This is a genomic window from Rhodococcus sp. NPDC080181, assembly GCF_040702225.1.
Classification (GTDB): Bacteria; Actinomycetota; Actinomycetes; order Mycobacteriales; family Mycobacteriaceae; genus Rhodococcoides; species Rhodococcoides fascians.
This window is the reverse complement of the sequence record NZ_JBFBKN010000029.1, coordinates 1-26,248: the sequence shown is the minus strand read 5'-3', so window position 1 is coordinate 26,248 and position 26,248 is coordinate 1. Positions and strand designations below refer to the sequence as shown.

The window sequence follows — 26,248 nt, the reverse complement described above, 5'->3', positions numbered from 1 at the left end:
TTGGACCGTCTCCGTTTCGCAGATTTGCAGGCCGGAGGGTATGTTCTGACCGATGACATCGCGATTTCCCGGTGTTGCGGCTGTAGGGGTGCTGTTCGGCGGCGGTTTCGGTAACGCGGACGGATGCACGTTCGATGTAAAGGGAGGCTCGGGTGGACGGCGATGACGACGTGTAATACCAATCCGTCCTCCGTCGCGCCACGAAGTACCAACGAGACCGTGTCGGGCGTCCACCTTCCGGTGGAGCATGCAAACAGGGAAGTCGAGACCGTGCGCAGAGAAAAGAGCTACCTCAGACTCGTAGGGTCGAGCACTCCCACGATCGAGGTTCTGGGCGGCCCCAGAACCATCACCGTCGATGTGGACAACGTTTTTCCGGGTCAGGTATGCGAGGTCCTGCACAACGGCATGCTGTCGCTGAGCCCACGCGTCGTCGTGGAAGACAACGCGACAAGCATCACGATCACCACGTTCGCGCTCAAGCCGGGTGAGTACAACGTCTCGCTGCGTCTGGACGGACGCCTGGATTGCGTCACCGAATCGCAGACTGCTGTCGTCGGCGAGCAGTTCGAGGTTCGGCGCAGCTCCTAAACCTCGGCTCATAGGACAGCGAAGCGGCGCGTAGCTCAGGTGAGCTACGCGCCGCTTCGCTTCGTTGTCGGTCCTCGCTGCCGTCGGGTCGCGCCAGTCAGTGACAGGTGCTGCCGGGATCGGTGTGGCAGTGCTTCGGCTCCGATGGTGCGACGTCGAGCGAGGGGTTGCGGTCGAAGAAGCCGAAAGGCTTGAGCCAGAACGAGACGGTGTCGGACGGCATCACCGGCCAGTCCTCGGGCCTGGTGATGTGATGGATGCCGAAGGTGTACCAGACCACCACATCGGTGTTCTCGATCGAACGGTTCTTCTCGGTCCACTCGGGGAGGCCATGGTCGACGCCACTCTGATTGACGAACTCGCCACTGGGCCAACGCTCGTCGGGTGAATTGGGCGTGACCCATACGGTGTGACCGATCACCTGGGAACGCTGGAAGATCGGCGACGCCGGATCGAACATCGCCGGAATCGCCGAGCCGGGCACCAACTTGTACGCGGGCCGGGTGCCGAGACCGTTGGTGACGTTGTCGTTGACCACCTTCCACGCCTTCTGCGTGTTCCAGTCGTAATCCTGCTTGCCCTCGGACTCGGTGGTGAGCGGGGTGTTCACTTGCGTCAGGGCCAGGCCGTACGGATTGTCGGGACCCATCGGAACCATCTGGGTCTGGCTGGAATAGACGGTGTTCTCGGTGCCGTCGATGTCCAGATCGAGCCGGGCGACCAGGAAGTGCTGGTGGTACGGCGCATACGTGCGATTGTCGATCAGCGTGCCCGACGGATGGGTGCCGCCCTCGTCGAAGTGGGTGACGACCATGATGCCGGTGGCGCGCACCTCGCACTCGATGTTGCCGTCCTGGTAGAAGCGCCAGTAGACGAGATACTCGTAGTTGGCGACGGTGGCGTGGAAGCTGACGGTGAGACGGCGCATCCGACGCACCTCTGCCCCGGCGTCGTGATCGACGTGCTTCCACAGCACCGCGTTGTCTTCCTCGTGGATGCAGATCGCGTTGGTGATCGTGTACGGCTCGCCTTTGCTGTTGTGCAGCACGGCATCGAGGTACCGGATCTCACCGAGGCAGTCGCAGCCGAGCTCGAGCGAGGTGGTCATGAAGCCCAGGCCCCACTCGCCGATGTCGAATGCGGTGCGCCGATAGTGATCCTCGGTGTGGTCACGATACGGAACGATCATCTCCGCGAACGACATTCGGTTCGCGACGGATCGCACGTTCCCGTTGTCGCCGTAGGTGACGGCGTGCAGCGTCATGCCCTCGCGGTAGTTGAACCCCACGCGCAGCGACCAGTTCTGCCACGTCAGCTTGTTTCCGTCCAGCTCGAACGACGGGCCGTCCGGCTGGGTGATCTCGAGCGGCTTCAGCGGCGGACGGCTGCTGGCGTTCCGGATGCGCTCCGGAATATGGCGGGGCACGTACTCGCCCATGATCTCCGGCCGCTCGACACGGTAGGTGTCCTCGATTTCGAGCAGTTCCATCGTGTTGGCGTCGATGACGCAGTGGAAGCCGCCCACCGGCCCCGCGTACGGATTGGCACCCTCTGCGGCTTTGACCCACGTGTCGGACCAGCCCAGGCGTCGACCCTTGTATTTCTCGGGCGTCACCGCCTCGCCGTACGTCCAGGTGTCCATGAACACCAGATCAAGATCGGTGATGCCTCGATCGGCAAGCGCGGCAATCACATCGGGGTGTGCACGCAGCGCCGCGTCGGCCTCTTCCCACTCGTCGACGGTGAAGTTGGGCTGCACGTCCGGGATGTGGGTCCAGGATTCGGTGCTCCTGTTGTCCAGTGACACCACGGCTTTGAACGTGCTGTTCTCGGCGCGGTTCAACACCACCGAGACTGCGCGACGGGCGGGGACTGTACCGTCCGCATCGAATGCGGCGACCTCGGACTTGGACGGTTCGATCATCTCGATCGAGGCGAATCGCCACCCGTCGCCGACACCGTGTTCCCGGCCCAGAACCTCGGCGACGGTAGAGAACTCGTCGCTCGAGAGTGGGTCCAGGGGATGGAATGTCATCGAAGAGTCTCCGTCGAGCTCATCACGTGCTTGATGCGGGTGTAATCGTCCACGCCGTAGGCCGAGAGGTCCTTGCCGTAACCGGAGTACTTGAAGCCGCCGTGCGGCATCTCGGCCACCAACGGGATGTGGCAGTTGACCCAGACGGCACCGAAGTCCAGAGCCGCCGAAATGCGAAGCGTGCGGGCGTGATCGGACGTCCAGACGCTCGAAGCGAGACCGAAGTCGACGTCGTTGGCCAGCTCGATCGCCTCTGCCTCGTCGGAGAACTTCTGCACCGTCAGCACCGGGCCGAACGTCTCCTCCTGCACGATGGGATCGGCTTGCTGCACGCCCGTGATGATCGTGGGCTCGTAGAAGAATCCCTTGTCGCCGATACGCTTTCCGCCGGTGACGATGGTGGCGTGCGCGCCGATACCGTCGACCTTGGAGCTGACCTGGCCGAAGTGGTTGACGTTGTTCAACGGGCCGAGGAAGGTGTCGGGGTCGTCGGGCAATCCGACCTTCAGTGTCTTCGCCTTGGCGACGAGTGCGTCGACGAGCGAGTCGTGTACCGACTCGTGAACCAACACGCGAGTGACCGCCGTGCAGTCCTGGCCGGCGTTGAAGAACGCGGCCTCGGCGATGCCGTCGGCGGCCTTGGTGATGTCGACGTCGTCGAACACGATGGCCGGTGCCTTGCCGCCCAGTTCGAGGTGCGCGCGCTTGAGCTGCTTGGCGGCGGCGACGGCGACGGCGATGCCTGCCCGCACGGAACCGGTGATCGAGACCAGGCCGGGCCTCTTGTGTTCGACGATGGCTGCGCCGGTGCCGCCGTTGCCGAGCACGATGTTCAGCACACCGTCGGGGACGATGCCCTTCGACAATTTCGCCAGCACCAGGGTGCTCTCGGGGGTGGTGTCGCTCGGCTTGAGAACGACGGTGTTGCCGGCCGCGAGGGCAGGCCCGATCTTCCAGATCGCCATCATGAACGGGTAGTTCCACGGCGTCACCTGCCCCACGACGCCGATCGGCTCGCGGCGTACGTACGAGGTGAACCCGTCCATGTACTCGCCGGCCGACTTGCCTTCGAGCATCCGTGCAGCCCCGGCGAAGAACCGAATCTGATCTGCTCCGACGGTGACTTCCTCGGCGGCGATGGTGGCCTTCGGCTGACCGGTGTTACGACTCTGCGCCTCGACGATCTCGTCGCTGTGGGCCTCGATGGCATCGGCGAGCTTCAGCAGTACCTTCTGCCGCTCACTCGGAGTCGTCTTGCCCCAGGTCTCGAAAGCTTTGGCGGCAGCCGACATTGCGGCATCGACATCGGCAGCATCGGAAATCGGGGCTCGAGCGACCACCGACTCGTCCACCGGACTGACGACATCGAGCATCTCGGTACCCGAGGGCGTCACGAATGCCCCGTCGATGTAGTTCTGCAGGACAGGCACCGTCATCACAACCCCTAGCGTCGACTATTTCGGTTCTGCAAAGCCTGCACCCGCGGACGAGACTTTGCCACCCGACAAGATGTACACGACGATGCGAGTAATCAGGACGAAACGTCAGTCTCCTCGGCCAGCGCCCTGACACCGGCGATGTAGGTGTCCAGCCCGAGCTTCTCGAACGCCGTCCGCGCGCTGACGTCGCTCAGGTACGAGGCTGCGGCGAGGATATTGGGAAACTCGTCGGGATGGAGGGAGTCCATCGTTTCCGCCACCTCGTGTTCGACGTGTGCCCGCCGCTCCGGCTCGACTTCGACACCCGTGAACAGCGGCTCCGTGATCAACGAAATGGCGACTCGAACGCCGTGACGGGCCAGCTGGGTGGCGTCGGACAGGGAGAAGCCGGCCTCACCGAGAACTTTCAGGCTGAGCTCCATTGCCGCTCTGCTGTTGGGGGAGAACAGCATTCGTGGAACGACGATGGTCGCTGCTCCGGGATGTGCGCGCAAGGCTCGCATGAAGTCCTCGAGCACGGTGCGCAGTTGTTCCCACCACGTTGCCGTGGGATCGACGGTGATTTCGAGATCCTGGCAGACGCGGTCGCCCATGGCGTCGAGCAGTTCGTCCTTGTTCTTCACATGCCAGTAGATCGCCATGGGAGAGACACCGAGTTCGGTGGCGATCTTGCGGATGGTGAGCGAGTCGAGTCCGCGTCGGTACGCGACTTCGAGCGCGGCGTCGACGACGGCAGTCCTGGTCAAGCGAGGCACCGGCAGAACTATACAGGCGTACGAGTCGGTGTTAGCGTGACTTGTACTTAGTACGAGAGAGGGGTGCACGATGGATGACGTCATCCTCGTCGGCGGTGGGGTGATGAGCGCGACGCTCGGCACGCTGCTGCAACGTGTGGAGCCGACCTGGTCGATTCGGGTCCTCGAACGATTGCCCGAGGTAGCGATGGAAGCCTCCGACGGGTGGAACAATGCCGGGACCGGCCACGCCGGCCTGTGCGAAACCAACTACACGACGGAGAGAGTCGACGGCTCCGTCGATATCGACCGGGCCGTCGCGATCGCCGAGCAGTTCGCCGTGACGCGACGCTTCTGGTCGACGCTGGCCGACACCAGCTTCGTACGTTCGGTGCCGCACATGACCCTGGTGCAGGGGGCGGAGAACGTTCGATCGCTGCAGGCCAGGCATCGAGCGTTGACCGCGCATCCGCTGTTTCGAGCCATGGAGTACACCGAAGATGCTGCGGTACTGGACGAGTGGGCACCGCTCGTGTCGGCTGGACGAACAGGCGACTGGGCCGCCACCCGAGATGCGACCGGAACCGACGTCGACTTCGGTGCACTGACGCGGCAGTTGCTGGGGGACATGAGTGGACGTGGTGCGCGCGTGGAGACCGGGCGGGAGGTGACCGGGATGAGTCAGGAACGGGACGGATCCTGGTCCCTGCGAGTGCGCGGTGGCCGATCGATCGAGCGCGCGCGCTTCGTGTTTGTCGGTGCCGGTGGGTGGGCTCTGAAGCTGTTGCGCACAGCAGGGATTCCAGAGGCCCGCGGTTACGGACTACTACCAATCAGCGGGCAGTTCTTGCGTTGTGATCGGCCCGAGGTGGTCGACAGACACGACGCGAAGGTCTACGGAACTCCGCCCATCGGAGCGCCTCCGATGTCGGTGCCCCATCTCGACACCCGCATCGTCGACGGGCGGCGGTCCATACTCTTCGGGCCGTACGCCGGCGCGAATCCTCGGTTTCTGAAACATGGATCGTGGCTCGACTTCCCGACGTCGATCGACCGGCACAACATCGGGTCACTCCTGTCGATGGCAGGCAACAACACGCCGTTGATAGGTCTGCTGCTGTCGGAATTGACGGCCACCCGAGCCAAGAAGATCGCTGCGTTGCGCCAATTCGTACCGAATGCCGATCCGTCGGACTGGTCCGTGGTCCCCGCCGGACAGCGCGCCCAGATCGTCGTGAACGGGCAATTGCGTTTCGGCACGGAGGTGATCGCGTCGCAGGACGGCTCCATCGCCGCCGTGCTCGGCGCATCGCCCGGCGCCTCCACCGCTGTTCCCATCATGCTGGAAGTATTGGGTCGATGTTTTCCGGAGCGCCAGTGGAATGGTCGACTGCAAGAGATGCTCAGCGGATAGCCTGTGGCAGTGCGAAACACCGAGGTGGGATACCAGCAGATCGCCGACGACACCTGGGCCTTCATGCGTCCACCGGGCAGTTGGGGTCAGACCAACACCGGGCTCGTCGTGGCACCCGGCTCGGCGTCGATGCTGATCGACACCGTCTGGGACGTGAACTGGGCCGACAGGGTTGCCGCCGACACCGCCGAGTTGGTTGCCGCCGCACCGATCACCGAGGTCCTCAACACGCATTCGGACGGTGATCACTGGTGGGGTAACGACAGCGTGCCCGCCTCCGCACGCATCACCACCAGTGCGGCGTCGCTGCACGCGATGAAGGAGGAGACTCCGCCGAAGGGTGTATCCGCATTCGCGGCCTTCGGCAAGGCAGTCGGCTGGGTGCCGGGACCGATCGGTGCGATGGGCTCCTACATGGACCGTGTTCGCGGCGATGCGCTGTTTCCGTCGGCGCTGCCCCGGCTGCCTGATCGCACCTTCGAAACCACCGAAACCATCGATGTCGCAGGACGACTGGTTCACCTGCGCTACCTCGGTCCGGCGCACACCGAAGGCGATCTCATCGCTCACCTCCCGGACGTGGGGGTCGTGTTCGCGGGCGACCTGCTCTTCATCGACGCCACCCCGGTGCTCTGGCACGGCCCGCTGCAAAACTGGATCGACGCCCTCGACCACCTCCTCGAACTCGACGCCGACGTGTACGTCCCCGGCCACGGCCCCCTGTGCGGCACCGACGAAATACGCGCCGTGCGCAGCTACTGGACCTGGGTCGGCGAGGCCGGACGAGCGTGCTTCGACGCGGGCCTCGGCTCCACCGAGGCCGCCCTGAACCTGCTCAAATCACCCGAATTCGGCCATTACGCGCACTGGGATTCGCCGGAGCGACTCATCCTCAGCATGAGCACGCTCTACCGCCTGTGGCGAGGCGAACCCGCTGCGCCACCCACGCTGACGCGTCGAGCACGCGCGTTCGCCGACGCGGGACGCTATCTGCGGGAGCGCTAGTGTCAGCCTTTTGGTGAGACTGCTGGTTACCGGGCTCCGAACTCCTTCGTCAAGGACGCGGCGTGCGCGAACAGTGGGGTCGGATCCGGTTGTTCTGCAGACGGTTCGAGTACTACAGTGGTCGCGCCCGCATCGATCCAGCGCTGCAGATTGCTCATGGCGGCATCGGAATCGGATCCGACGGCGACATAGACGACGATGTCGTGACCCGGCCCCGCGGCGATATGCCCGACGGCAGCCCGCAGCTGATCCGGGTCCGTCTCGCTCGTGAGAATGGTGCCCACACTCCTACGGCCGCTGAGAGCAAGAGTTTTCGGGCCTGTCGCCCCGACGAGCAGCGGAGGTGCCTGCAGCGGAGGCCAATCGAGCTGCACATTGTCGAGCGAGACGTACCGACCCTGCGTGGTGACGCTCTCGCCCGTGAGGAGAGCGGTGAGGGCTGTCATCTGCTCGTCGAGCAACGTCAGCGGAGACTGCACTCGTGCGCCGATCTGGCCCATCCACGACTGGACGCCGTGGCCGAGTCCCACGCGGAGCCGGCCCGGATGGACCCGAGCGACGGTCGCGATCTCCATGGCCGTCGACGCGACGTTCCGCATCGGAGTGGGCAACACCCCGATGCCGACGTTCACGCGATCGGTGCTCGCGAGAATCAGTGCAGCAGTGGACAGCCCGCCGGAGAAGAAGCAGTCTTCCCACAGCCAGACCTCGTCGACGCCCGCGGCATCGGCTGCGCGAGCCGCGTCGACCAGCGCCTCCGGTGCGATCTCGGGCCGGAGTACAACGCCGATTCGGGTCATGGAAATTCTCTTTCTACTCAGCGAACGAGGTACGGGGACACCGAGCTTCGGTGCTCGTCTATGTCGAGATCCTTGCCGAGCGGCGGAAACGCACGCTGCGGGCAGTTCGAGCGTTCGCAGACCCGGCAACCCGCTCCGATCGGAGTTGCGACCGCCGAGCCCTGCACGTCCAATCCATCGGCATAGACGAGCCGTCCGGCATGGCGCAGTTCGCAACCGAGGCCGATGGCAAAAGTCTTGCCGGGCTGCCCGTATCGAGCGGCGCGGCGTTCCACCGTTCGTGCGATCCACAAATAATTGCGGCCGTCGGGCATCTCGGCGATCTGCGTCATGATCTTGCCGGGATACGCGAACGTCTCGTACACGTTCCACAGCGGGCACGTGCCGCCGCTGGAGGAGAAGTGAAAGCCGGTGGCGGACTGTCGTTTCGACATGTTGCCGGCGCGATCGACCCGGACGAACGAGAACGGAACACCGCGCATCTCGGGGCGCTGCAGCGTGGAGAGTCGGTGGCAGATGGTCTCGTAACTCACCGAGAAGAAGGCCGACAGCCGCTCGATGTCGTATCGGAAATCCTCGGCGACATCGTGGAACTGGTGATACGGCAACACCGTCGCGGCCGCGAAATAGTTGGCGAACCCGAGCACCGCCAATTTCTTCGACGCCTCGCTCGTGAAGTTTCCCTCGTCGGCCATCTTGTTCAACAGATCACCGCATTCGAGATACGCGAGCTCGGCGGCGAACTTGAACACCTTCTGCCCGCCGGAGAGGTGAGGAGAAATCTCCAACACCCGCGTCTGCGGGTCGAACCGATGCAGCACGTTCTCACCGAGGTCGATGCGATTGACGATCTGCACGTCGTGCACCGTGCGCAACCGCTTCGCGATCTCACCGCCCACGTCGGCGCGATGGAACCGGATCCGCGATGTCAATGCCTCTGCGGCGGTATCCAATTCGTGCAGATAGTTCTGTCGTTGATAGAAGTAGTCGCGCACCTCTTCGTGCGGCTTGCTGATCGAGCCGCTGCCGCTGCCGTCGGAGAATCGTTCCTCGGTCGCTGCCAACAGCTGAGCCGTCGTATTGCGGTATCGGCGATGCATATTGACCATTGCCCGAGCCAGCTGTGGGTGCGAGCTGACCATCTGCGCGATCTCGTGCGGATCGGCATCGATGCCCATGTCCTGATCGAGTGCGACTTCGCGCAACTCGGCAACCAACCTGGTGTCGTCCTCCGAGGAGAAGAACGAGGTGTCGACGCCGAAGACCTCCGAGATCCGCAGCAGTACCGGAACCGTCAACGGGCGTACGTCGTGCTCGATCTGGTTGAGATAGCTGGCCGAGATACCGAGCTTCTGCGCCAGAGATACCTGGCTCATGCTGCGTTCGCTGCGGAGCTGCCGAAGGCGAACGCCGACGAAAGTCTTGGACACGGTTGCCAGGCTACGCCTGCGAAGAATTGCCTTAACACCGTTCGCAACTAGCTGCTGGGTCACGATTCGGTGACCGTCGGGAACATTAGCCGAAGTAAAGGCGTATACCGATATACGAGCTATTCACCACGCACCTCGAGGAGCGGTCATGTCCAATCGTCAGCGCACATCGGAAATCGTCAGGGACGTCGTCGTCTTCGTCACCGGAGCCGTTCTGGTCGCCTCCACCGTCTGGCTTCCCGTCCAGGGCGACCAAGAAGTCACCGGAGCCATCCTGGTGCTCGGCATCCTCGCGGCATCGTCGGCGCTCTGGGCCATCGGATCCGCGTCCAGGCAGAGCCACTGGACTCACGTCGGCCTCGGTGTGTTGCTCGCCGTCTCACCCGCGCTGATGGTCTTCCCCTCCGGATTGCTGGCCGCGGACCTGTTCGCCATCGTCGGCGGACTCGTGATCGCCGCCATGGGTGCGCTGGGAGTCATCGCATCGCGCCGGGCGCCGGTCACCTCGCGAGTAATGGCCTCCAGCAACGAGCGCACCGGCGTTCGCATCTGATCCCTTCTCTGCAACTGATGCTCCACTGACTGGGGCGGGCGCGATGAATCCCGTGCTCGCCCCGGAAAGTGGAGCATCTTGTGCAGTCAGCGCCGGGTCGGCCACTGCGACCGGCCTGATGCAACTGGTGCTCCACTCCCCGGGGCAGGCGCGATGAATCCCGTGTGTGGCCCAGCGAGTGGAGCGTTGTGTGCAGTCATCGCCGCGATGCCCGTCGTCGTCGAATCACCGCTGCGATCTCGCCCGCAACGCGATCGGGTGCAGTGAGCACGTCGTATGCCGAGTAGCGCAGCACCAACCAGCCATCGAGGATCAGCGCGTTCTGTCGTCGGCGATCCTTGCTGAATACGGCTGCTGCACTGTGGAATTCGCGACCGTCGACTTCGATGATCGTTCGGCTGCGGCGGTCGACGAAATCACACACGAACGCACCGACTGCAGCGTTCATCTCCAGGCGCAGGCCGAGTCGATGCACTGCGCGGCCCAGGGCGCGCTCGGGCTCCGACGCAAATCTCGATACCGCGAGCCGCACCTGACGAGCCAGCTCGACGTTCCCGTGCCGACCCGGGAATCGGTCGAGTAGGCAGAGCAACGAAGCCGGGTCCATTCCGAACTTCAGGCGCTCGTCGATCAGCAACTCGGCATCGGGTCGGGGGAGGAGCGCCAGGCAATCGAGCATCGTCTGCGCAGAGATGGTGCAGGGCAGCGCCGCGACCTCGTCGATGAGCCTGGAGTCCATGTCGCGACGGTGCAGCCGAAGCCACGACGGAGGTCTCAGCCGTGCAGTTCGGGGGACGGTGGCGTCGAGCATTGTCGGTTCGGTGGTCCAGCCGCGCGGGTACGCGGCCGAGCGATGACTGAGGACGGCGTCGGGTCGCCACAGCGTGATCGCCAGACAACGGTCCATCGTCGACGGCTCCCCGCGCATATGGACCGTCGGCAGGACGCGCGTGAAGCGACGCGAGATGGTGCTGGGGTGAATCCCTGCGGCGAAGAGATCCCCCCAAGTGGTGGGAGTGGAGCCTGCGGGGGTGGGAGTTGAGCCTGCGGAATGACCTGCGGGGGTGGGAGTGGAGCCTGCGGGGTTGTGGTGTGTCATGGCTGCAGCATCGGTGCGTCGTTGTGGGGCGTTGATCGGTCGACCTGGGGAAATGGAATGGCCTGTGCATGGCCGATGGCTTGTGGATGGTGCAATTCCTGCTCCACTCGACGCACTCGCACGGGGGATTCTCCGATGAGAGATCGCGAGTGGAGCACGCCGTTCGGCGTCCACATCGTGAGACGAAACGTGTGTGACGTCCATCACTACCAGGCCCTTTTCTGACTCGATTCAGACGCTCGATTCAAACCGTACAAGCGTCCCGTAAGAAATTTTGTTCATTCCGTTCACCAACTGGGGATTCGTCGCTACCGACGAGTAACCACGCCGCCCGATCGGCGAGGTATGCGAGCCCCAAAAATTCGCAGACTTAGCAAAGGGCTCTGGAAAGCTAGCCAAGATTGGCACTAACAACTGGTAGACGCCTGTTTTCGGGTGTGCCATTGTTTTGGAGTACACCAGAAGGGCCTGGCAACGATGTGAAGATTCGTCTCGCGGCAGGCCGAGAAGCAGAGAAGAGACTGGAGCTCCGATGTCGACCACCGGCACCCCGAAGACCACCGCCGAGATTCAGCAGGATTGGGACACCAACCCGCGCTGGAAGGGCGTCACCCGTAACTTCACCGCGCAGCAGGTCTCCGACCTCCAGGGCACTGTGGTCGAAGAAGCCACACTCGCTCGCCGCGGCAGCGAGATCCTGTGGGATCTCGTCAACAACGAGGACTACATCAACTCGCTCGGTGCCCTCACCGGCAACCAGGCCGTGCAGCAGATTCGCGCCGGCCTCCAGGCGATCTACCTCTCCGGCTGGCAGGTCGCCGGCGACGCCAACCTCTCGGGCCACACCTACCCGGACCAGAGCCTCTACCCGGCCAACTCGGTTCCGTCGGTCGTCCGTCGCATCAACAACGCACTCCTGCGCGCCGACGAGATCGCCAAGATCGAGGGCGACACGTCCGTCAAGAACTGGGTTGCGCCCATCGTGGCCGACGCCGAAGCAGGCTTCGGTGGCGCACTGAACGCATACGAGCTGCAGAAGGCCATGATCGTGGCCGGTGCTGCCGGCGTGCACTGGGAAGACCAGCTCGCATCGGAGAAGAAGTGCGGCCACCTCGGTGGCAAGGTGCTCATCCCCACTCAGCAGCACATCCGCACCCTGACCTCCGCCCGTCTGGCCTCGGACGTCGCCGACGTCCCCTCGGTCATCATCGCCCGCACCGACGCCGAGGCAGCCACGCTGATCACCTCCGACGTCGACGAGCGTGACCGCGAGTTCCTCGACGGAACCCGCACCGCAGAAGGCTTCTTCGGCGTCAAGAACGGCATCGAGCCCTGCATCGCTCGCGCCAAGGCCTACGCACCGTACGCAGACCTCATCTGGATGGAGACCGGCGTCCCGGACCTCGAGGTCGCCAAGAAGTTCTCCGAGTCGGTTCGCAGCGAATTCCCGGACCAGCTGCTCGCCTACAACTGCTCGCCTTCGTTCAACTGGAAGGCACACCTGGACGACGCCACCATCGCGAAATTCCAGAAGGAACTCGGCGCCATGGGCTTCAAGTTCCAGTTCATCACCCTCGCGGGCTTCCACTCGCTCAACTACGGCATGTTCGACCTGGCACACGGCTACGCCCGCGAAGGCATGACCGCGTTCGTCGACCTGCAGGAGCGTGAGTTCAAGGCTGCCGAAGAGCGTGGCTTCACCGCCATCAAGCACCAGCGTGAGGTTGGCGCCGGCTACTTCGACCGCATCGCCACCACCGTCGACCCCAACACCTCGACGGCAGCACTGAAGGGCTCCACCGAAGAAGGCCAGTTCCACTAGAGGTACCGCCTCTCCTGGCCTTCAGCGCACCAGTCGGGCGGTCCGCAACTTTCGTTGCGGGCCGCCTGTTCTGTATCGCGAGGGTCTTGGGCGTACCCGGCAAGAGTTACCCCCATCTCACCAAAGATGTTGTAGCGCAATGTTTTTTGAAGGAGTGTCTCAGTGACGGTCGAGAGGGTGGGGATCGTCGGAGCCGGACAGATGGGTGCGGGAATCGCAGAGGTCTGCGCCCGCGCGCACGTCGACGTGGCGGTCTACGAACAGACTCGCGAACTGGCGACGGCCGGCCGCAGCCGCATCCTGCAATCACTGGACCGCGGAGTGAGCAGCGGCAAGATCACCGAGCGCGAACGAGAACACGCCGCCTCCCGGTTGCGGTTCACCTGCGACCTCGGGGACTTCGCAGACCGCCAACTGGTCGTCGAAGCAGTCCTCGAGGACGAAGAGATCAAGTCGGCAATATTCGCAGAACTCGACGCGGTGGTGTCCGACGCGAATGCCGTGCTCGCGTCCAACACCTCGTCCATTCCGATCACGACGCTCGCGTCGGCCACCACGGCACCGCAGCGCGTCGTCGGACTTCATTTCTTCAATCCGGTACCGGTGTTGCCACTCGTCGAGCTGGTCACCACGAGCACAACGTCCGATGCGGTGGCCGACCGCGCCGAAGCCTTCGCCGGAGATGTTCTCGGCAAGCAGGTGGTGCGATCCGCGGATCGCTCGGGCTTCGTCGTCAACGCACTTCTCGTTCCGTATCTGCTCTCGGCGATCCGCATGGTCGAGTCGGGATTCGCCACCAAGGAAGACGTCGACAAAGCGACGGTTCTGGGTTTGGCGCACCCGATGGGACCGCTCGCGCTCGCGGATCTCGTAGGTCTCGACACCGTCAAGTCCATTGCCGACTCCATGTATTCGGAATTCGACGAGCCGCTGTTCGCGGCACCGCCGTTGTTGCTGCGCATGGTCGAGGCGGGACAGACGGGCAAGAAGACCGGGGCCGGGTTCTACCGCTACGAGAACGGCCGCGTAGCAAAGTAGTGGGCGTCTCGGGCGGGTCGCCGCGCAGCGGCTTGCAGAGCGCTATTGTCGGTCTGCCGGTGCAAATCCATCGATCCCAGGGAGCATGTCAGTGAGCAAGTCCAAGAAGTCGAACGGTCTGGTGCCCAAGGCATTCGGAATCGGGTTGGCCGCTACAGGCGCGGCCCATTTCGTGGTGCCGGAGGCCTTCGAGGGAATCACCAAGCTTCCGTTCCCCAAGGACACTCGAACCTGGATCAGTCGTAACGGGGCCACAGAACTGGCCGTCGGCGTGGCGATCGCGTACCCCAAGACCCGCAAGATCGGACTGGTCGGTCTGGCAGCGTATGTTGGATGGCTCGGCGTCAATATCGCCAAGAACAGCTGACGTTACTGTTGCGAACGACTCGTTCGGAGCAGGAATAGCCTGGTCGTAGCGGTAGCTGTGTTGCGCTTACACAGATGCGTAGGTAGCAATGTAGATATGACTTCAGCTACCGCTTACCAGGCCACCGCTCCGGACGCTCCGCTCGAGAAGGCGACGATCGAGCGACGCGCAGTCGGACCGCACGACATCCTCATCGACGTCAAGTTCGCGGGCATCTGCCACTCCGACATCCACACCGCCCGAAACGAGTGGGGCGGCACCACGTACCCCGTCGTTCCCGGACACGAGATCGCCGGCATCGTGGCCGAGGTCGGCTCCGAGGTGACCACCCGCAAGGTCGGCGACCGCGTGGGCGTCGGCTGCTTCGTCGACTCCTGCGGCAAGTGCGAGGCATGTCTCGACGGCGACGAGCAGTACTGCACCAAGGGCGTCGTCCAGACGTACAACTCCACCACCTACGAGGGTGAGTTCACCAACGGCGGCTACTCCACCCAGATCGTCGTCACCGAGAAGTTCGTACTCGGAATCCCGGAAGGCGTCGAACTCGACGTCGCAGCGCCGCTGCTGTGCGCAGGCATCACGCTGTACTCGCCCCTCAAGCACTGGGGAGCCGGCCCCGACAAGAAGGTCGCCATCATCGGTATGGGCGGCCTCGGACACATCGGCGTCAAGATCGCTCACGCCATGGGCGCGCACGTCACCGTGCTGAGCCAGACGGATGCGAAAGAAGCAGACGGCAAGGCCTACGGTGCCGACGAGTACTACGCCACCAAGGACACCACCGCGCTCAAGGATCTGCAGGGCAAGTTCGACCTGATCCTCAACACCGTCTCGGCCAACCTGCCCATGGGCAAGTACCTGGGACTGCTGGCCCGCAACGGAACACTCGTCGAGCTCGGTGTTCCCGAGAAGCCCCTCGAGGTGCCTGCATTCAACCTGCTGGCCAACCGTCGCTCGTTCGCCGGTTCCATGGTCGGCGGCATCGCCGAGACCCAGGAAATGCTGGACTTCTGCGCCGAGCACCACATCGGTGCCGAGATCGAGGTCATCCCGGCCGAGAAGATCAACGAGGCATACGACCGCGTCGTCAAGTCCGACGTGCGCTACCGCTTCGTGATCGACGCAGCCACGCTGTAACTGTCTCCTTGGACGCGTGAATGGTCCATCGACCTGCCCAGACGGGGGTCGATGGACCATTCACGCCTTCGAAGGGGGTTCAGCTCTCGGCGAGTCGCTGCTTCTCGTGTTCGACATCGAAATCGGCTGCGGGCCAATCGAGATCGAGCTTTTCGAGCGCGTCGATGAGAATTTCCGTGACGGCCAGTCTGCTGTACCACTTGCGGTCGGACGGGACGACGTACCACGGTGCGTGGTCGGTATCCGTGCGATCGAGAACCCGCTGATACGCCGTCCGGTACTGCGGCAGGAAACCACGCTCGGTGACGTCGCCCGGGTTGTACTTCCAGTGCTTCTCGGGTCGATCCAGCCGCTCCTGCAGTCGCTTCTTCTGTTCGTCGGCCGAGACGAACAAGGCCACCTTGACGACGACCGTGTCCTCGTCGACCAACTCCTTCTCGAAAGCGTTGATCTCGTCGAATCGCTTCTCCCACACCTGCCGTGGCACGAGGTCGTGGACCGCGACGACGAGAACGTCCTCGTAATGGGACCGATCGAACACCCCGATTCGGCCTGCGCGCGGAAGAGCTTTGCGGATGCGCCACAGGTAGTGGTGTTGCTTCTCCTCCTGGGTCGGCACCCCGAACGACGCGAGGTCGACGCCCTGCGGATCGACCATCCCGATGACGTGCTTGACCATGCCGCCCTTGCCCGCAGTGTCCATGCCCTGCAGCACGAGCAGAACCGACTTGGTGCCGCCTGCGCGCCCGTGGGCATAGAGCTTTTCCTGGAGCGCCGCAAGGACCGCACCGCGCTGCTCGAGGACGTCGTTGCCGTGTGCTTTCGCGCCGTCGAACCCCGGAGTGGCGGTGAAATCGATGTCCTCCACCCGAGGAGAGGCACTGGCGCGCAGCACATCGACGGGAGAGAGCGTCCACAGTTTCGACTTGTCGGCCATAGGCGAAAGACTACTTCTCTACCATGGGATTCATGGCCCCTACCATCGCAAAAGCCGAGACTGTGTCGCGTGAGCAACTGCTCGAATTCGTATCTCCGCGGCACCACCACACCCTGATCACGCGTAAGCGCGACGACAGTCTGCAGGTCTCCCCGGTGTCCAGGCGTGGACTCGGAAGGCCGCATCGTCATCGCCACCTACCCCGAGCGCGCCAAGGTGCACAACATCCGCCGCACGCCGGCCGTCACCGTGTTGGTACACAGCGACGACTGGAACGGCGACTACGTCCAGGTCGACGGGACGGCCGAGATCATCGATCTCCCCGACGCCGTCGAGCCTCTGGTGGAGTACTTCCGCAGCATCGCCGGCGAGCACTCGGACTGGGACGAGTACCGCGCGGCGATGGTGAAGCAGGGAAAGTCGTTGATCCGCATCACGATCGACACCTGGGGCCCGATCGCCGCGGGTGGCTTCCCGCCCGGGAGAGTGTGACAAGCCCCCGGGAAGAGTGTGACAAGCCCGCCCGGGAAGAGTGTCGCAAGCCCTCCCGGGCGGGTGTGAGCTAGGCCTTCAGTGGTGCTGCGAACAGTGGCACTGCGTTGTCGAGTGCGTATCGGGTTCCCGCGACCGAGGCGGCCGAGAATGCGTTGGACAGGTCGGTGTCACCGAGCACGACGAGGCGTCCGTCGCGGGCCGACGGGAGTCCCTGGATGAGCGGGTTCTCGGTGATGACCTCGGGTCCGCTGCCGATGGGGAACATGACCGTCAGGTCGGCGTCGAGGTTCGCGATGTTCTCCTCGGACAGGTCGACGCTAAATTTCCCGGGTTGGGCGAGGTCCTGGATGGCCGGGGCGTTCGTCAGTCCGAGTGCTTCGAGGAAGTCGACTCGGGTGTCGCCGCGTACGTAGGCCCCGCTCTGGCCGCTGTACAGCGTGCCGACGGCGACGGACTTGCCGGCGAATTCCGGGTTGGCAGCGACGGTCTCGGCGAATTGAGCCTTGGTGTCGTCGATCAGCTTCTTGCCTTCGTCGACTTTTCCGAGCGCCTCGGCGACGATCTCGGTCTGCCCGTCCCATGTGGTGCCGTAGGCGACGTCGGTTCCCGGAGGGGCCGCGACAGTGGGGGCGATGTCGGACAGCTGGTCGTACACGGCCTTGTCGTTGGTGCTCCGGGTCCACAGGATCAGGTCCGGTGCCAGGGCGGCGACCGATTCGACGTCGATGTCGTAGGTGGCCAGGATCGTCGGGTCGGTGTCGTACTTTTCGGTGACCCAGGGGCCGAGGCCGTTGCCTCCGACGCCGAGCCAGTCACTGGCTCCGACGGGTTGCACGCCGAGAGCCAGTGCGGTTTCGGCGTCGGACCAGCCGAGTGCAACTACTCGCTGGGGGTCGGCCGGCACCTCGACCTCCCCGAACATGTCGGTGACGACGGTGCCTTCAGCAGCCGAGTCGGCCGAGTCGCCGCCGTCGGAATTACCGGATCCGCACGCGGTCAGGGTCAGAGCGAGGGCCACGGCTGCCGCAGGCAGGGCCAGAGATCGAGAAATGCGCATAGGGCACGCTAACCTATCAAGCGCGGAAGTGCTCCACGATCTTCGCGCAGAAGGCAGGCAGGTCGTCGGGGTTACGACTTGACACCAGGTTGCCGTCCACGACCACTTCCTCGTCGACGACAGTCGCACCGGCGTTGCGCAGGTCGGTCCGAATGCTCGGGTAGGACGTCAGCGTGCGGCCTTTCAGTACGTCTGCTTCGGCCAACGTCCACGCGCCGTGGCAGATGACTCCGACCGGTTTGTGCGCCTGAACGAATGCGCGCACGAACTCCACTGCGTCCGCATCCACGCGCAGTTGATCGGGATTCGTGGTGCCGCCGGGCAGGATCAACGCGTCGAAGTCGTCGACCGATACCTCGCCCGCGATCTTGTCGACACTGAACGTGTCGCCTGCGTTCACGTCGCTGTTCATGGCTTGGATGTCGCCGTGATCGAGCGACACCAATGTGACTGTGGCACCAGCATTTTCGACGGCTTCACGGGGCTGCACCAATTCGACCTGCTCGACACCGTCGGTGGCGAGAACGGCAATGCGGCGTCCGGACAATGTTTCGTTGCTCATGCTCGTTCGGATTACCGGCGCGATCGAGTTTCAAACGAGAACCGTGTGCGCGGCAGTGGTACGAATGGACACATGAGCGAATCACCGATCGAATCTCCGACCGAGGATCGCGTCGAGCAGAATCTGCCGATCGCGGACGAACCGGACGAGCCGGATGCGGGCGATCTCCCCGTCGAGGCCGACGCCACGGACGTCATCGAACAACGCACCGAAGTTCCGCTCGACGACGAATACGACGAGCGCTAGGACTTACCCGGCTCGTCGTCCACCAGAGGATGCGGCTGAGACTTGAACTTGGCCGGTGAGCCGTCGGCCATGGCCACGCCGTGGATGCCGCCCCACATCATCATGCAGAGGTAGTCGATCAGGTCATCGGCGGACATGGACTTGTTCGAGATCCACCAGTGCGTGGCCAACTGGACTGCGCCGACGATGGCGAACGCCCACGGCACCGAGCCGCCCGAATCCATCTCGCGTTGGCGCAGCCGCTCACCCAACACGGTGGAGAGGAGTTCGGCGATCATGCGCTCGGACTCGGCCACCACGTCCCGGTTGTTGCCGGCGTTGTTGGCCATCACGTAGAGGTACACCTCGGGATCGGTGGCCACCGTCTCGACGTAGGCGGTCACCACCACCCGGGTCAGCTCGTACTCGTCGAGCTCGTGGGAGATCGCGGAGTAGATGCGCGGCGCGAGGGTGGTCTCGACGTACCGAGACATCGTCGCGCTGGTCAGATCGTTCTTGTCGGTGAAATACCGATAGAGCACCGTCTTCGAGATACCGATCTCCGACGCGATCTCGTCCATCCCGATCTCGCGACCACGCAGCCGGATCGCGGCCAACGTACCGTCGACGAGCTCCTCGCGTCGGGCGATCTTGTGCTCTCGCCATCGACGCTTGCGGCCGTCCGGCTTCTCGATCTTGGGCTTGTCCGCGTCCGCCTCGGGGGCGTCCTCCGAGGCTGCCGCCGCACTATTTTTCACCACGTCACCCACCTTATGCGTCGGGTACGACACAGGAGGGGGCCGTGCCCGGTTGATCGGTTGCGATTCTGGGCACAATGTCGGGTGTGCAGCTCATGAACTTCGACGACGAGACCAAGCGTCGCGACCTCCGCAAGATGAAAACCGTCGCGACGGGATTCCTCGTCTTAGCCTCGATCGTCTATCTCTTCTGCCGCTGGCAGGAATCCACCGGGGCCGGGGCATGGGTGGGGTACGTCCGAGCGGCGTCGGAGGCGGGCATGGTGGGCGCGCTGGCGGACTGGTTCGCAGTGACGGCCCTGTTCAAGCATCCGCTGGGCATTCCGATTCCGCACACGGCCCTGATCAAGAAGAAGAAGGACCAGCTCGGTGCCAGCCTGAGCTCGTTCGTCGGTAGCAACTTCCTCGCGCCCGAGGTCGTCTCGGAGAAGGTCGCGTCGGCCCAGGTGCCGTTGCGACTCGGCACCTGGCTCGCCCAACCCGACAATGCGGAACGGGTGGCGGCCGAGGCGGCAACGGTGCTGCACGGCGTGGTCGACGTGCTCAACGACGAGGACATCACCGCCGTCATCGACAGCACCATCGTGCGCCGACTGGCCGATCCGCAATGGGGGCCGCCGATCGGCCGCATCCTCGACGAGCTGCTTCGCGAGAATCGTCAGCTGCCGCTGATCGACATGCTGGCCGAGCGGGCTCATCAGTGGGCATTGGGCAGCCAGGAAATGATCGATCGTGTGGTCGCCCGGGACTCGCCCAACTGGTCGCCGAAGTTCGTCGACACGCTGCTGGGGGAGAAGGTCTACAAGGAACTCGTCGAGTTCACGTGGAAGATCCGCTCCAATCCCGAACACGAGGTGCGCCTGGCGGCGAACAAGTTCCTCGTCGACTACGCCAACGATCTGCAGAACGATCCGGCCACCATCGAGAAGGCCGAGAAGCTCAAGGCGCAGATCATGGGCCGCGAGGAGATCACCGGGCTCGCCGCGTCGACGTGGAAGGTGGCCAAGCGTCTGATCACCGAGTCGGTCGACGATCCGACGAGTACTTTGCGCAACAAGATCAAGGAGAACACGGCCAACTTCGGCATTCGACTGCGCGACGACGACGAATTGCGCGGAAAGGCCGACGGATGGCTGCTGGGTGGGGCCCGTTACATCGCTGCCAACTACGCCGACGAGATCACGACGATCATCGGCGACACCGTCGCGCGCTGGGACGCCGAGGAAGCGAGCAGGAAGATCGAACTGCAGGTCGGACGAGACCTGCAGTTCATCCGGATCAACGGCACCGTCGTCGGTTCCATCGCAGGCCTGGCGATCTACACCGTCTCCGACCTGATCTTCGGGCACTAGTGCTAGCAGAGTGCTTGCAATAGTTAGCACCCTTCGGTACCGTCCAGTAGGACACCGAAACCAGGAGGCCGAGATGGCCGAGAACGAGGGGGATCTGGTCGCCAAAGCGACCGAGGCGACGCAGGTGGTCGCCGAGGCCGGAGACCTTGTCGCCGCAGTCGTCACGACTGCAGCCCAGGACATCGGAAGCTACATCCGGTCCCAGCGAGAAGCCGCACAGGTATCCATGCGGCAGCTCGCGAGCAGGGCCGGAGTGAGCAACCCGTATCTGAGCCAGATCGAACGCGGACTACGCAATCCGTCCGCAGAAGTGCTTGCGCAGATAGCCAAGGGTCTGCGCGTCTCCTCCGAGGTGCTGTACGTCCGGGCCGGGATCTTGGAAGCGCGTCCCCACGGTCCGGTGCGCGAAGCTCTGCTCGGCGATGAGCACATCACCGAACGGCAGAAGCAAGTGCTGATCGAGATCTACGACTCGTTCTGTCGTGAGAACGAGTCGACGCAAGAGCCCGAAACCGACGAACAGGAGACACCAGATGTCTGATTCCAAGAACTTCGAGAACGTGAAGACTCCGATCTACGCAGCTGTCGGTGCCGGCGACGCAGTCGTCCAGGCCGTCGCAGATGTCGTGGCACAGGTGCGCTCGCGCGCCGAGAGCCGTACCAGCGAGGTCAACGCTCGCATCGCAGACCTCTCCGACGAGGTCACCGAGGGCGTCGAGTCGCTCCGCGAGCGCCTGACGAACCTGCCCGCAGAGCTGCCCGACGAGATCGCCGAGCTCCGCGAGCGCTTCACCCCGGACGAGCTTCGCAAGGTAGCCGAGGCGTACCTCAAGGTCGCGTCCGACCTGTACACCTCGCTCGCCGAGCGCGGCGAAGAGACCGTCGAGCGCATCCGCCGCACCCCGGCAGTCGAAGAAGGCCTCGAACGCGCCAACTCCGCCGCCAACGACGTAGTCGACCTCACCGAGCACGCTCTCGGAACTGTCGCATCGCAGACCCGCGCGGTCGGCGAGCGCGCCGCAGCTTTGGCCGGCATCGCGTCGGACAAGGTTCGCGAAGGTGCCGACGAGATCTCCGAGGCCGCCGACGAGCTCGCCGAGAACATCGACGAAGCCGGCGACGAAGCCAAAGACAAGGCCGTCGAGGCGTCCGACAAGGTGAGCGGCGTGGCAGGCAAGGTCGAATCCAAGACCCGCGGCACCGCCGACGCACCGATCAAGAAGGCTGCTCCGGCACCGGCCAAGAAGGCTGCCCCGGCACCGGCCGCCAAGAAGACCACACCGGCACCGGCTGCCAAGAAGGCTCCGGCCAAGAAGACCACCAGCTAAAGCACTCGTAAAGAAAACGACCCCTGCACCGCACGGTGCAGGGGTCGTTTCTCGTACACTGGGCGACGTGATTGCGAGCAGCTTCTCCCAGACGATCTTCCTGATCCTGCAAATCATCTCGATTGCAGGGGCTGCGTACGCAATCTTCCACGCGCTACGCCAACGTGCCGACGCTTTTCCGGCCACCGGCAAGCTGACCAAGAACGCCTGGCTGGGCATTCTGGCCGTCGGGCTGCTGCTGACGCTGATCGGCCCGATCGTCATCATGTTCTGGATCATCGGAGTCGTCGCGATCGCGGTGTACCTGGTGGACGTGCGTCCCAAGATCGACGGAATTCAGCGCGGACCGCGCTGGTAGAGGGGCTTCAAGCACCCGTTCGGCGCTGGGCGTAACCTCTACCGCACCCGCTCGGGGGTCACAGGTAGAGGGGAATATCAGTGGTTTCACGCAAGGTAATCGAACGTTCGCTGCTCGGAGTCGGAGGCATCGCCGCTGCCGCGAGCATCGGGGCCTTCGTCGTTCGGCGACGTCGACTCCATTCGTTCACCAAGACCACGGACGTGCAGCCGGACGAGTTGCTGCAGCATCCCACGGCCGAGCCGACCGTCACCGAAGTCGTCACCGACGACGGCGCACACCTGCACGTGCGCAGCTACGGTGACCCCGATGCCGAACCCGTCCTGTTCAGTCACGGTTGGACCTGCTCGGCCGATTACTGGTTTCCGCAGATCAATGCGCTCGCAGGTCGCTACCGCGTCATCGTTTACGACCAGCGCGGACACGGGCGCAGCGACGTCGGAACGCGTCCGCTGAGCCCCGACGTACTGGCCGACGACCTGTCGGCCGTTCTCTCGGCCACCGTCACCGAGGACAACAAGACCGTCCTGGTGGGGCACAGTATGGGCGGCATGTCGATCATGGCGTGGGCCGGAAATTACCCCGATCAGGTCGACCGCCTGGTCAGCGCCGTGCTGCTCGCCAGCACGGCTACGGATTCCCTCGTCCGAGAGACCACCGTCATCCCGTTGCCGCAGCGCTTCCCACGGGTACCCGCTCCGGTGGGACGCGCTGTGCTGAGCTCGGCGCTACCGCTACGGCCGTCCCCGGTGACCCGCCAAGCCATCAAGTACATCTCGATGGCCCCCGGTGCCACGCCCGCCGAGGTGGCGTTCTGCGAGAAGATCGTGCTCGAGTGCGCGCCGCGTACCCGGGGTATCTGGGGCGCTGCGTTGAGCGACCTCGACATCCGCGAGGCGCTCGAGAACATGTCCGTGCCCACCAGCGTGCTCGTCGGATCTGCGGATCGACTGACCCCGCCCGTGCACGCGCGCAAGCTCGCCCGAGCACTCGACGACCACGACCACCTGAGCCGACTGATCGTGATCCCCGGAATCGGCCACATGAGCTCGGTGGAAGCGATCGACGACTTCAACGCCGAAGTCGTTCGTCTGCGGAACCTGTGACCCGAACGGTCTAGCTGAACACCACGGTCTTGCGTCCGTGCACCAGGACGCGATCCTCGAGGTGCCAGCGCAGGCCGCGGGAGAGCACCAGCTTCTCGATGTCGCGCCCCTGACGCACCATGTCGGTCACCTCGTCGGAGTGGTCGACGCGGATGACGTCCTGCTCGATGATGGGACCTGCGTCGAGCTCGGCCGTCACGTAATGGCACGTCGCGCCGATGAGCTTGACGCCACGGGCGAATGCCTGGTGGTACGGCCGAGCACCGACGAACGACGGCAGGAAGCTGTGGTGGATGTTGATGGCGCGACCGGCCCAGTGCTCGCACAGCGACTCGGGCAGCACCTGCATGAAGCGCGCCAACACCACTGCGTGCGGGTCGTAGGAGTCGACGAGCGAGCGGACTTCCTCGAAGGCCGGTCCGCGCTCGGACGGGTCCTTCGCGAACTCGACGTGATGGAAGGGTGTTCCGTGCGCCGCAGCGATGGGCTCGAGCGACCTGTGGTTGCCGATCACGGCCGATATCTGGGCGGGTAGTTCCCAGCCGGCCGCGCGGCCCAGGAGATCGTGCAAGCAGTGTGCTTCCTTGCTCACCAGCAGTACGACTCGCTTGGGTGCGCCCGAATCATGCAGTGCCCATTCGGTTTCCGGACCGAGCTCGGCAGCCACTTCGGCGAAGCGGGCCCGCAGATCCTCGACACTCATGCTCACCGACGAGGCCCGCACGGCCTGACGCGTGAAGAACCAACCGGTATCGGGATCGGCGTGATAGGCGGCCTCGACGATCCAGCCGCCGACCTCGGCGAGGAACGTGGAGATACGGGCGACGATGCCCGTCTTGTCTGGGCAACCGAGGGACAGAACGTAGCGGCGATCCTCGGACACGGAAGAACTCATGAGGGCAATTCTCTCAGGGCGCTCGCAACCCGGTTGCCACCAGTGTCCCGAGATCGATCGAATCGATGCCGCGCTCGGTCAGCGACGCGAACAAGTCCGCTCGAATCCGCCCGACCGCTGCCTCGTCGAACGGGGTGAGGGCACCGCGCAGAGCACTGCCCAACACGAAGCTCCACACGAACGACTCCGTGGCAGGTACATGATTGCTCAGCTCGACCACCCGGACGTCCGTCGTACCGGCCGCCGCGAGCCACGTGCCGAGCAGATCGGCCGTCTCCATGCGCCGGATCGGGTGCTTGTCGTACCCCTCCTGCGCGAGGCGGCCCATCTGCTCCGTGGACGGTGAATGTGCTGCGATCACCTCGAAGTACGCACGGGAGAACGCCTCGATCGCGCCCTGACGCCACACCGTCACCCCGACGCCGCCACCCGGCCGGACCAGCGACACCAGACGCGAGAAGTCCCGCTCGGGATTCGGCAGGAAGAAGATGCCGTACGAACACGCCAGGGCGTCGTATCCGGCGTCGGGAACGGTAGACGGCGGTTCCCAGGCCGTGGCGTCGGCGACGACGAAGTCGATGTTGCGCAGGGCGCGTTCGGTGGCGTGCACCCGGCCCACCTCCAGCAGGTCGTCGGCGAGGTCGACGGCATGGACCAGGCCGTCCGGGCCGACAGCTGCCGCGGCGGGAAGCGCCGACGCCCCCGTGCCGGAACACACGTCCAGTACGGCGTCGCCGGATCGCAGCCCCAGAGCGAACGTCAGCGACTGCCCGGCCGGGCCCCAGACCAGCGGCGTCACCGCGTCGAACTCTCTGCTGGTGGCGTTGAACGTGTCGGCGAGCGAGGCTGCGTCCATAGCCGAGAATGGTAGACCGACAGGGCCGCGACATGCGGTGCTGTGAAAAGCTGGGTTCATGACACTCACCCGCGCCGCCCTCGCCGGAATGGTCGATCACACCCTGCTCAAGCCGGAGGCCACGGCCGCCGACGTGGAGGCCCTCATCGAGGAAGGCCGCGAGCTGGGAGTGCTCGCCGTGTGCGTCTCCCCGTCGATGCTGCCGATTCGCGCCGAGGGAATGATCACCGCTGTGGTGGCCGGATTCCCGTCGGGCAAGCATCATTCGCTGATCAAGGGATCCGAGGCGCGGCTGGCCGTGCAGCAGGGGGCCGACGAGGTCGACATGGTGATCGACGTCGGCGCGGCCATCGCCGGGGACTACAACGCCGTACTGGCCGACATCGTGACCGTCCGCGAAGGCATCGGCGACGCCGTACTCAAGGTGATCATCGAATCGGCAGCGCTGTCCGATGAGGCGATCGTCGAAGTGTGCCGCGCCGCGGAGAAGGCCGGAGCTCACTTCGTCAAGACATCGACCGGATTCCATCCCGCTGGCGGCGCGAGCGTCGAGGCGGTGCGGCTGATGGCCGAGACCGTCGGCGGACGATTGGGCGTCAAAGCCAGCGGCGGCATCCGCACCACGGACGCTGCCCTGGCCATGATCGACGCCGGTGCCACGCGGTTGGGGCTATCGGGTACCCGTGCGGTGCTGGACGGGCTGAACTAGAGCGACTGCGTCGCACGTGCACGGAAACTCGTAGTGGGCTACGAGTTTCCGCTCAGTGATACTGGAGTCGTTCGTCGAGGTGGAAGGTATGACTCGTTTCCGCTCTGACGCCGATGGCTGTCTTTCATGTGATGTGTCGGCCTTCG

At 64.4% G+C, this 26,248-nt stretch carries 27 protein-coding genes and 1 pseudogene; 16 read left to right on the top strand and 12 right to left on the bottom strand.

Annotation, left to right across the window (positions count from 1 at the left end; all coding sequences use genetic code 11):
- Window positions 1-162: 162 nt before the first annotated feature.
- Entirely contained in the window at window positions 163-591 is a 429-nt protein-coding gene (locus AB0O58_RS23390) for a hypothetical protein (protein ID WP_052053133.1), read from the top strand.
- A gap of 97 nt (window positions 592-688) precedes the next feature.
- Here the strand turns inward: AB0O58_RS23390 and AB0O58_RS23385 are convergent, their stop codons facing one another.
- The 3 genes from AB0O58_RS23385 to AB0O58_RS23375 form a co-directional block, all read right to left on the bottom strand.
- A complete protein-coding gene (locus AB0O58_RS23385) occupies window positions 689-2,626 on the bottom strand; it encodes a primary-amine oxidase (RefSeq protein ID WP_032373726.1) in 1,938 nt (645 codons plus the stop codon).
- The gene (locus tag AB0O58_RS23380) at window positions 2,623-4,062 is read right to left on the bottom strand and encodes a gamma-aminobutyraldehyde dehydrogenase (RefSeq protein WP_032373727.1); all 1,440 of its coding nucleotides are present in this window, start codon (window positions 4,060-4,062) and stop codon (window positions 2,623-2,625) included. The genes AB0O58_RS23385 and AB0O58_RS23380 overlap by 4 nt, the downstream gene beginning before the upstream one ends.
- A gap of 95 nt (window positions 4,063-4,157) precedes the next feature.
- Window positions 4,158-4,820, bottom strand: coding sequence for a TetR family transcriptional regulator (locus tag AB0O58_RS23375; RefSeq protein ID WP_179274073.1), 663 nt, complete (start codon window positions 4,818-4,820; stop codon window positions 4,158-4,160).
- A gap of 70 nt (window positions 4,821-4,890) precedes the next feature.
- Between AB0O58_RS23375 and mqo the strand changes: the two genes are divergently transcribed.
- Both mqo and AB0O58_RS23365 read left to right on the top strand, forming a co-directional pair.
- Window positions 4,891-6,213, top strand: a complete 1,323-nt coding sequence (mqo, locus tag AB0O58_RS23370) for a malate dehydrogenase (quinone) (protein ID WP_052053131.1) — start codon at window positions 4,891-4,893, stop codon at window positions 6,211-6,213.
- Between the two features lie 9 nt (window positions 6,214-6,222).
- On the top strand, window positions 6,223-7,218 hold the full coding sequence (locus AB0O58_RS23365; RefSeq protein WP_366238855.1) for an MBL fold metallo-hydrolase: 996 nt from the start codon (window positions 6,223-6,225) through the stop codon (window positions 7,216-7,218).
- 26 nt (window positions 7,219-7,244) lie between these two features.
- Here AB0O58_RS23365 and AB0O58_RS23360 read toward each other — a convergent pair whose 3' ends face one another.
- Both AB0O58_RS23360 and ramB read right to left on the bottom strand, forming a co-directional pair.
- Complete coding sequence (locus AB0O58_RS23360) at window positions 7,245-8,018, bottom strand: LLM class flavin-dependent oxidoreductase (protein ID WP_366238854.1); 774 nt, start codon at window positions 8,016-8,018, stop codon at window positions 7,245-7,247.
- Window positions 8,019-8,035: 17 nt separating this feature from the next.
- Window positions 8,036-9,448, bottom strand: coding sequence for an acetate metabolism transcriptional regulator RamB (gene ramB / locus AB0O58_RS23355; RefSeq protein ID WP_027498407.1), 1,413 nt, complete (start codon window positions 9,446-9,448; stop codon window positions 8,036-8,038).
- A 148-nt stretch (window positions 9,449-9,596) separates the two neighbouring features.
- Between ramB and AB0O58_RS23350 the strand changes: the two genes are divergently transcribed.
- Window positions 9,597-10,001, top strand: a complete 405-nt coding sequence (locus AB0O58_RS23350) for a hypothetical protein (RefSeq protein WP_366238853.1) — start codon at window positions 9,597-9,599, stop codon at window positions 9,999-10,001.
- Window positions 10,002-10,197: 196 nt separating this feature from the next.
- Here the strand turns inward: AB0O58_RS23350 and AB0O58_RS23345 are convergent, their stop codons facing one another.
- Window positions 10,198-11,100 carry a DUF559 domain-containing protein gene (locus tag AB0O58_RS23345; protein WP_366238852.1) on the bottom strand — a complete coding sequence of 301 codons (903 nt, stop codon included), beginning with the start codon at window positions 11,098-11,100 and terminating at the stop codon, window positions 10,198-10,200.
- Window positions 11,101-11,632: 532 nt separating this feature from the next.
- Between AB0O58_RS23345 and aceA the strand changes: the two genes are divergently transcribed.
- The 4 genes from aceA (at window position 11,633) to AB0O58_RS23325 (ending at window position 15,464) form a co-directional block, all read left to right on the top strand.
- Window positions 11,633-12,922 (top strand): isocitrate lyase, encoded by a 1,290-nt coding sequence (gene aceA / locus AB0O58_RS23340; RefSeq protein WP_027498404.1) that lies wholly within the window; start codon window positions 11,633-11,635, stop codon window positions 12,920-12,922.
- A gap of 162 nt (window positions 12,923-13,084) precedes the next feature.
- Window positions 13,085-13,960 (top strand): 3-hydroxybutyryl-CoA dehydrogenase, encoded by an 876-nt coding sequence (locus tag AB0O58_RS23335; protein ID WP_032369795.1) that lies wholly within the window; start codon window positions 13,085-13,087, stop codon window positions 13,958-13,960.
- Window positions 13,961-14,051: 91 nt separating this feature from the next.
- Entirely contained in the window at window positions 14,052-14,327 is a 276-nt protein-coding gene (locus tag AB0O58_RS23330; RefSeq protein ID WP_027498402.1) for a hypothetical protein, read from the top strand.
- 96 nt (window positions 14,328-14,423) lie between these two features.
- A complete protein-coding gene (locus AB0O58_RS23325; protein WP_027498401.1) occupies window positions 14,424-15,464 on the top strand; it encodes an NAD(P)-dependent alcohol dehydrogenase in 1,041 nt (346 codons plus the stop codon).
- 79 nt (window positions 15,465-15,543) lie between these two features.
- Here the strand turns inward: AB0O58_RS23325 and AB0O58_RS23320 are convergent, their stop codons facing one another.
- A complete protein-coding gene (locus AB0O58_RS23320) occupies window positions 15,544-16,401 on the bottom strand; it encodes a PPK2 family polyphosphate kinase (protein ID WP_032381231.1) in 858 nt (285 codons plus the stop codon).
- Between the two features lie 32 nt (window positions 16,402-16,433).
- Here AB0O58_RS23320 and AB0O58_RS23315 point away from each other — a divergent pair.
- A pseudogene (locus tag AB0O58_RS23315) lies at window positions 16,434-16,893 on the top strand (PPOX class F420-dependent oxidoreductase).
- A 70-nt stretch (window positions 16,894-16,963) separates the two neighbouring features.
- On the opposite strand, the gene AB0O58_RS23310 reads toward AB0O58_RS23315, so the two are convergent.
- Together AB0O58_RS23310 and AB0O58_RS23305 are read right to left on the bottom strand one after the other, a co-directional pair.
- The gene (locus AB0O58_RS23310; RefSeq protein WP_363799749.1) at window positions 16,964-17,953 is read right to left on the bottom strand and encodes an iron-siderophore ABC transporter substrate-binding protein; all 990 of its coding nucleotides are present in this window, start codon (window positions 17,951-17,953) and stop codon (window positions 16,964-16,966) included.
- Between the two features lie 16 nt (window positions 17,954-17,969).
- Window positions 17,970-18,515: a type 1 glutamine amidotransferase domain-containing protein gene (locus AB0O58_RS23305; RefSeq protein ID WP_366238851.1), complete on the bottom strand. Its 546-nt coding sequence runs from the start codon at window positions 18,513-18,515 to the stop codon at window positions 17,970-17,972.
- A 72-nt stretch (window positions 18,516-18,587) separates the two neighbouring features.
- On the opposite strand from AB0O58_RS23305, the gene AB0O58_RS23300 reads away from it, so the two are divergent.
- Window positions 18,588-18,761: a hypothetical protein gene (locus tag AB0O58_RS23300; RefSeq protein WP_167326064.1), complete on the top strand. Its 174-nt coding sequence runs from the start codon at window positions 18,588-18,590 to the stop codon at window positions 18,759-18,761.
- On the opposite strand, the gene AB0O58_RS23295 is transcribed toward AB0O58_RS23300, so the two are convergent.
- Window positions 18,758-19,435: a TetR/AcrR family transcriptional regulator gene (locus tag AB0O58_RS23295; protein ID WP_228139367.1), complete on the bottom strand. Its 678-nt coding sequence runs from the start codon at window positions 19,433-19,435 to the stop codon at window positions 18,758-18,760. The genes AB0O58_RS23300 and AB0O58_RS23295 overlap by 4 nt on opposite strands.
- 140 nt (window positions 19,436-19,575) lie before the next feature.
- On the opposite strand from AB0O58_RS23295, the gene AB0O58_RS23290 reads away from it, so the two are divergent.
- The 5 genes from AB0O58_RS23290 to AB0O58_RS23270 all read left to right on the top strand — a co-directional run bounded on the left by AB0O58_RS23290 (window position 19,576) and on the right by AB0O58_RS23270 (window position 23,642).
- Window positions 19,576-20,850: a DUF445 family protein gene (locus AB0O58_RS23290; protein WP_363799753.1), complete on the top strand. Its 1,275-nt coding sequence runs from the start codon at window positions 19,576-19,578 to the stop codon at window positions 20,848-20,850.
- A gap of 73 nt (window positions 20,851-20,923) precedes the next feature.
- A complete protein-coding gene (locus AB0O58_RS23285) occupies window positions 20,924-21,391 on the top strand; it encodes a helix-turn-helix transcriptional regulator (RefSeq protein WP_027498394.1) in 468 nt (155 codons plus the stop codon).
- Entirely contained in the window at window positions 21,384-22,178 is a 795-nt protein-coding gene (locus AB0O58_RS23280) for a heparin-binding hemagglutinin (RefSeq protein WP_366238850.1), read from the top strand. The genes AB0O58_RS23285 and AB0O58_RS23280 overlap by 8 nt, the downstream gene beginning before the upstream one ends.
- Before the next feature lie 67 nt (window positions 22,179-22,245).
- The gene (locus AB0O58_RS23275; RefSeq protein ID WP_027498392.1) at window positions 22,246-22,536 is read left to right on the top strand and encodes a DUF2516 family protein; all 291 of its coding nucleotides are present in this window, start codon (window positions 22,246-22,248) and stop codon (window positions 22,534-22,536) included.
- A 74-nt stretch (window positions 22,537-22,610) separates the two neighbouring features.
- Window positions 22,611-23,642: an alpha/beta hydrolase gene (locus AB0O58_RS23270; protein WP_032365182.1), complete on the top strand. Its 1,032-nt coding sequence runs from the start codon at window positions 22,611-22,613 to the stop codon at window positions 23,640-23,642.
- 10 nt (window positions 23,643-23,652) lie between these two features.
- Here AB0O58_RS23270 and purU read toward each other — a convergent pair whose 3' ends face one another.
- A complete protein-coding gene (gene purU / locus AB0O58_RS23265; RefSeq protein WP_366238849.1) occupies window positions 23,653-24,537 on the bottom strand; it encodes a formyltetrahydrofolate deformylase in 885 nt (294 codons plus the stop codon).
- 13 nt (window positions 24,538-24,550) lie between these two features.
- Window positions 24,551-25,393, bottom strand: a complete 843-nt coding sequence (locus AB0O58_RS23260) for a class I SAM-dependent methyltransferase (protein WP_032399560.1) — start codon at window positions 25,391-25,393, stop codon at window positions 24,551-24,553.
- Between the two features lie 58 nt (window positions 25,394-25,451).
- Between AB0O58_RS23260 and deoC the strand changes: the two genes are divergently transcribed.
- The gene (deoC, locus tag AB0O58_RS23255; protein WP_032399559.1) at window positions 25,452-26,102 is read left to right on the top strand and encodes a deoxyribose-phosphate aldolase; all 651 of its coding nucleotides are present in this window, start codon (window positions 25,452-25,454) and stop codon (window positions 26,100-26,102) included.
- Window positions 26,103-26,248 lie beyond the last annotated feature (146 nt).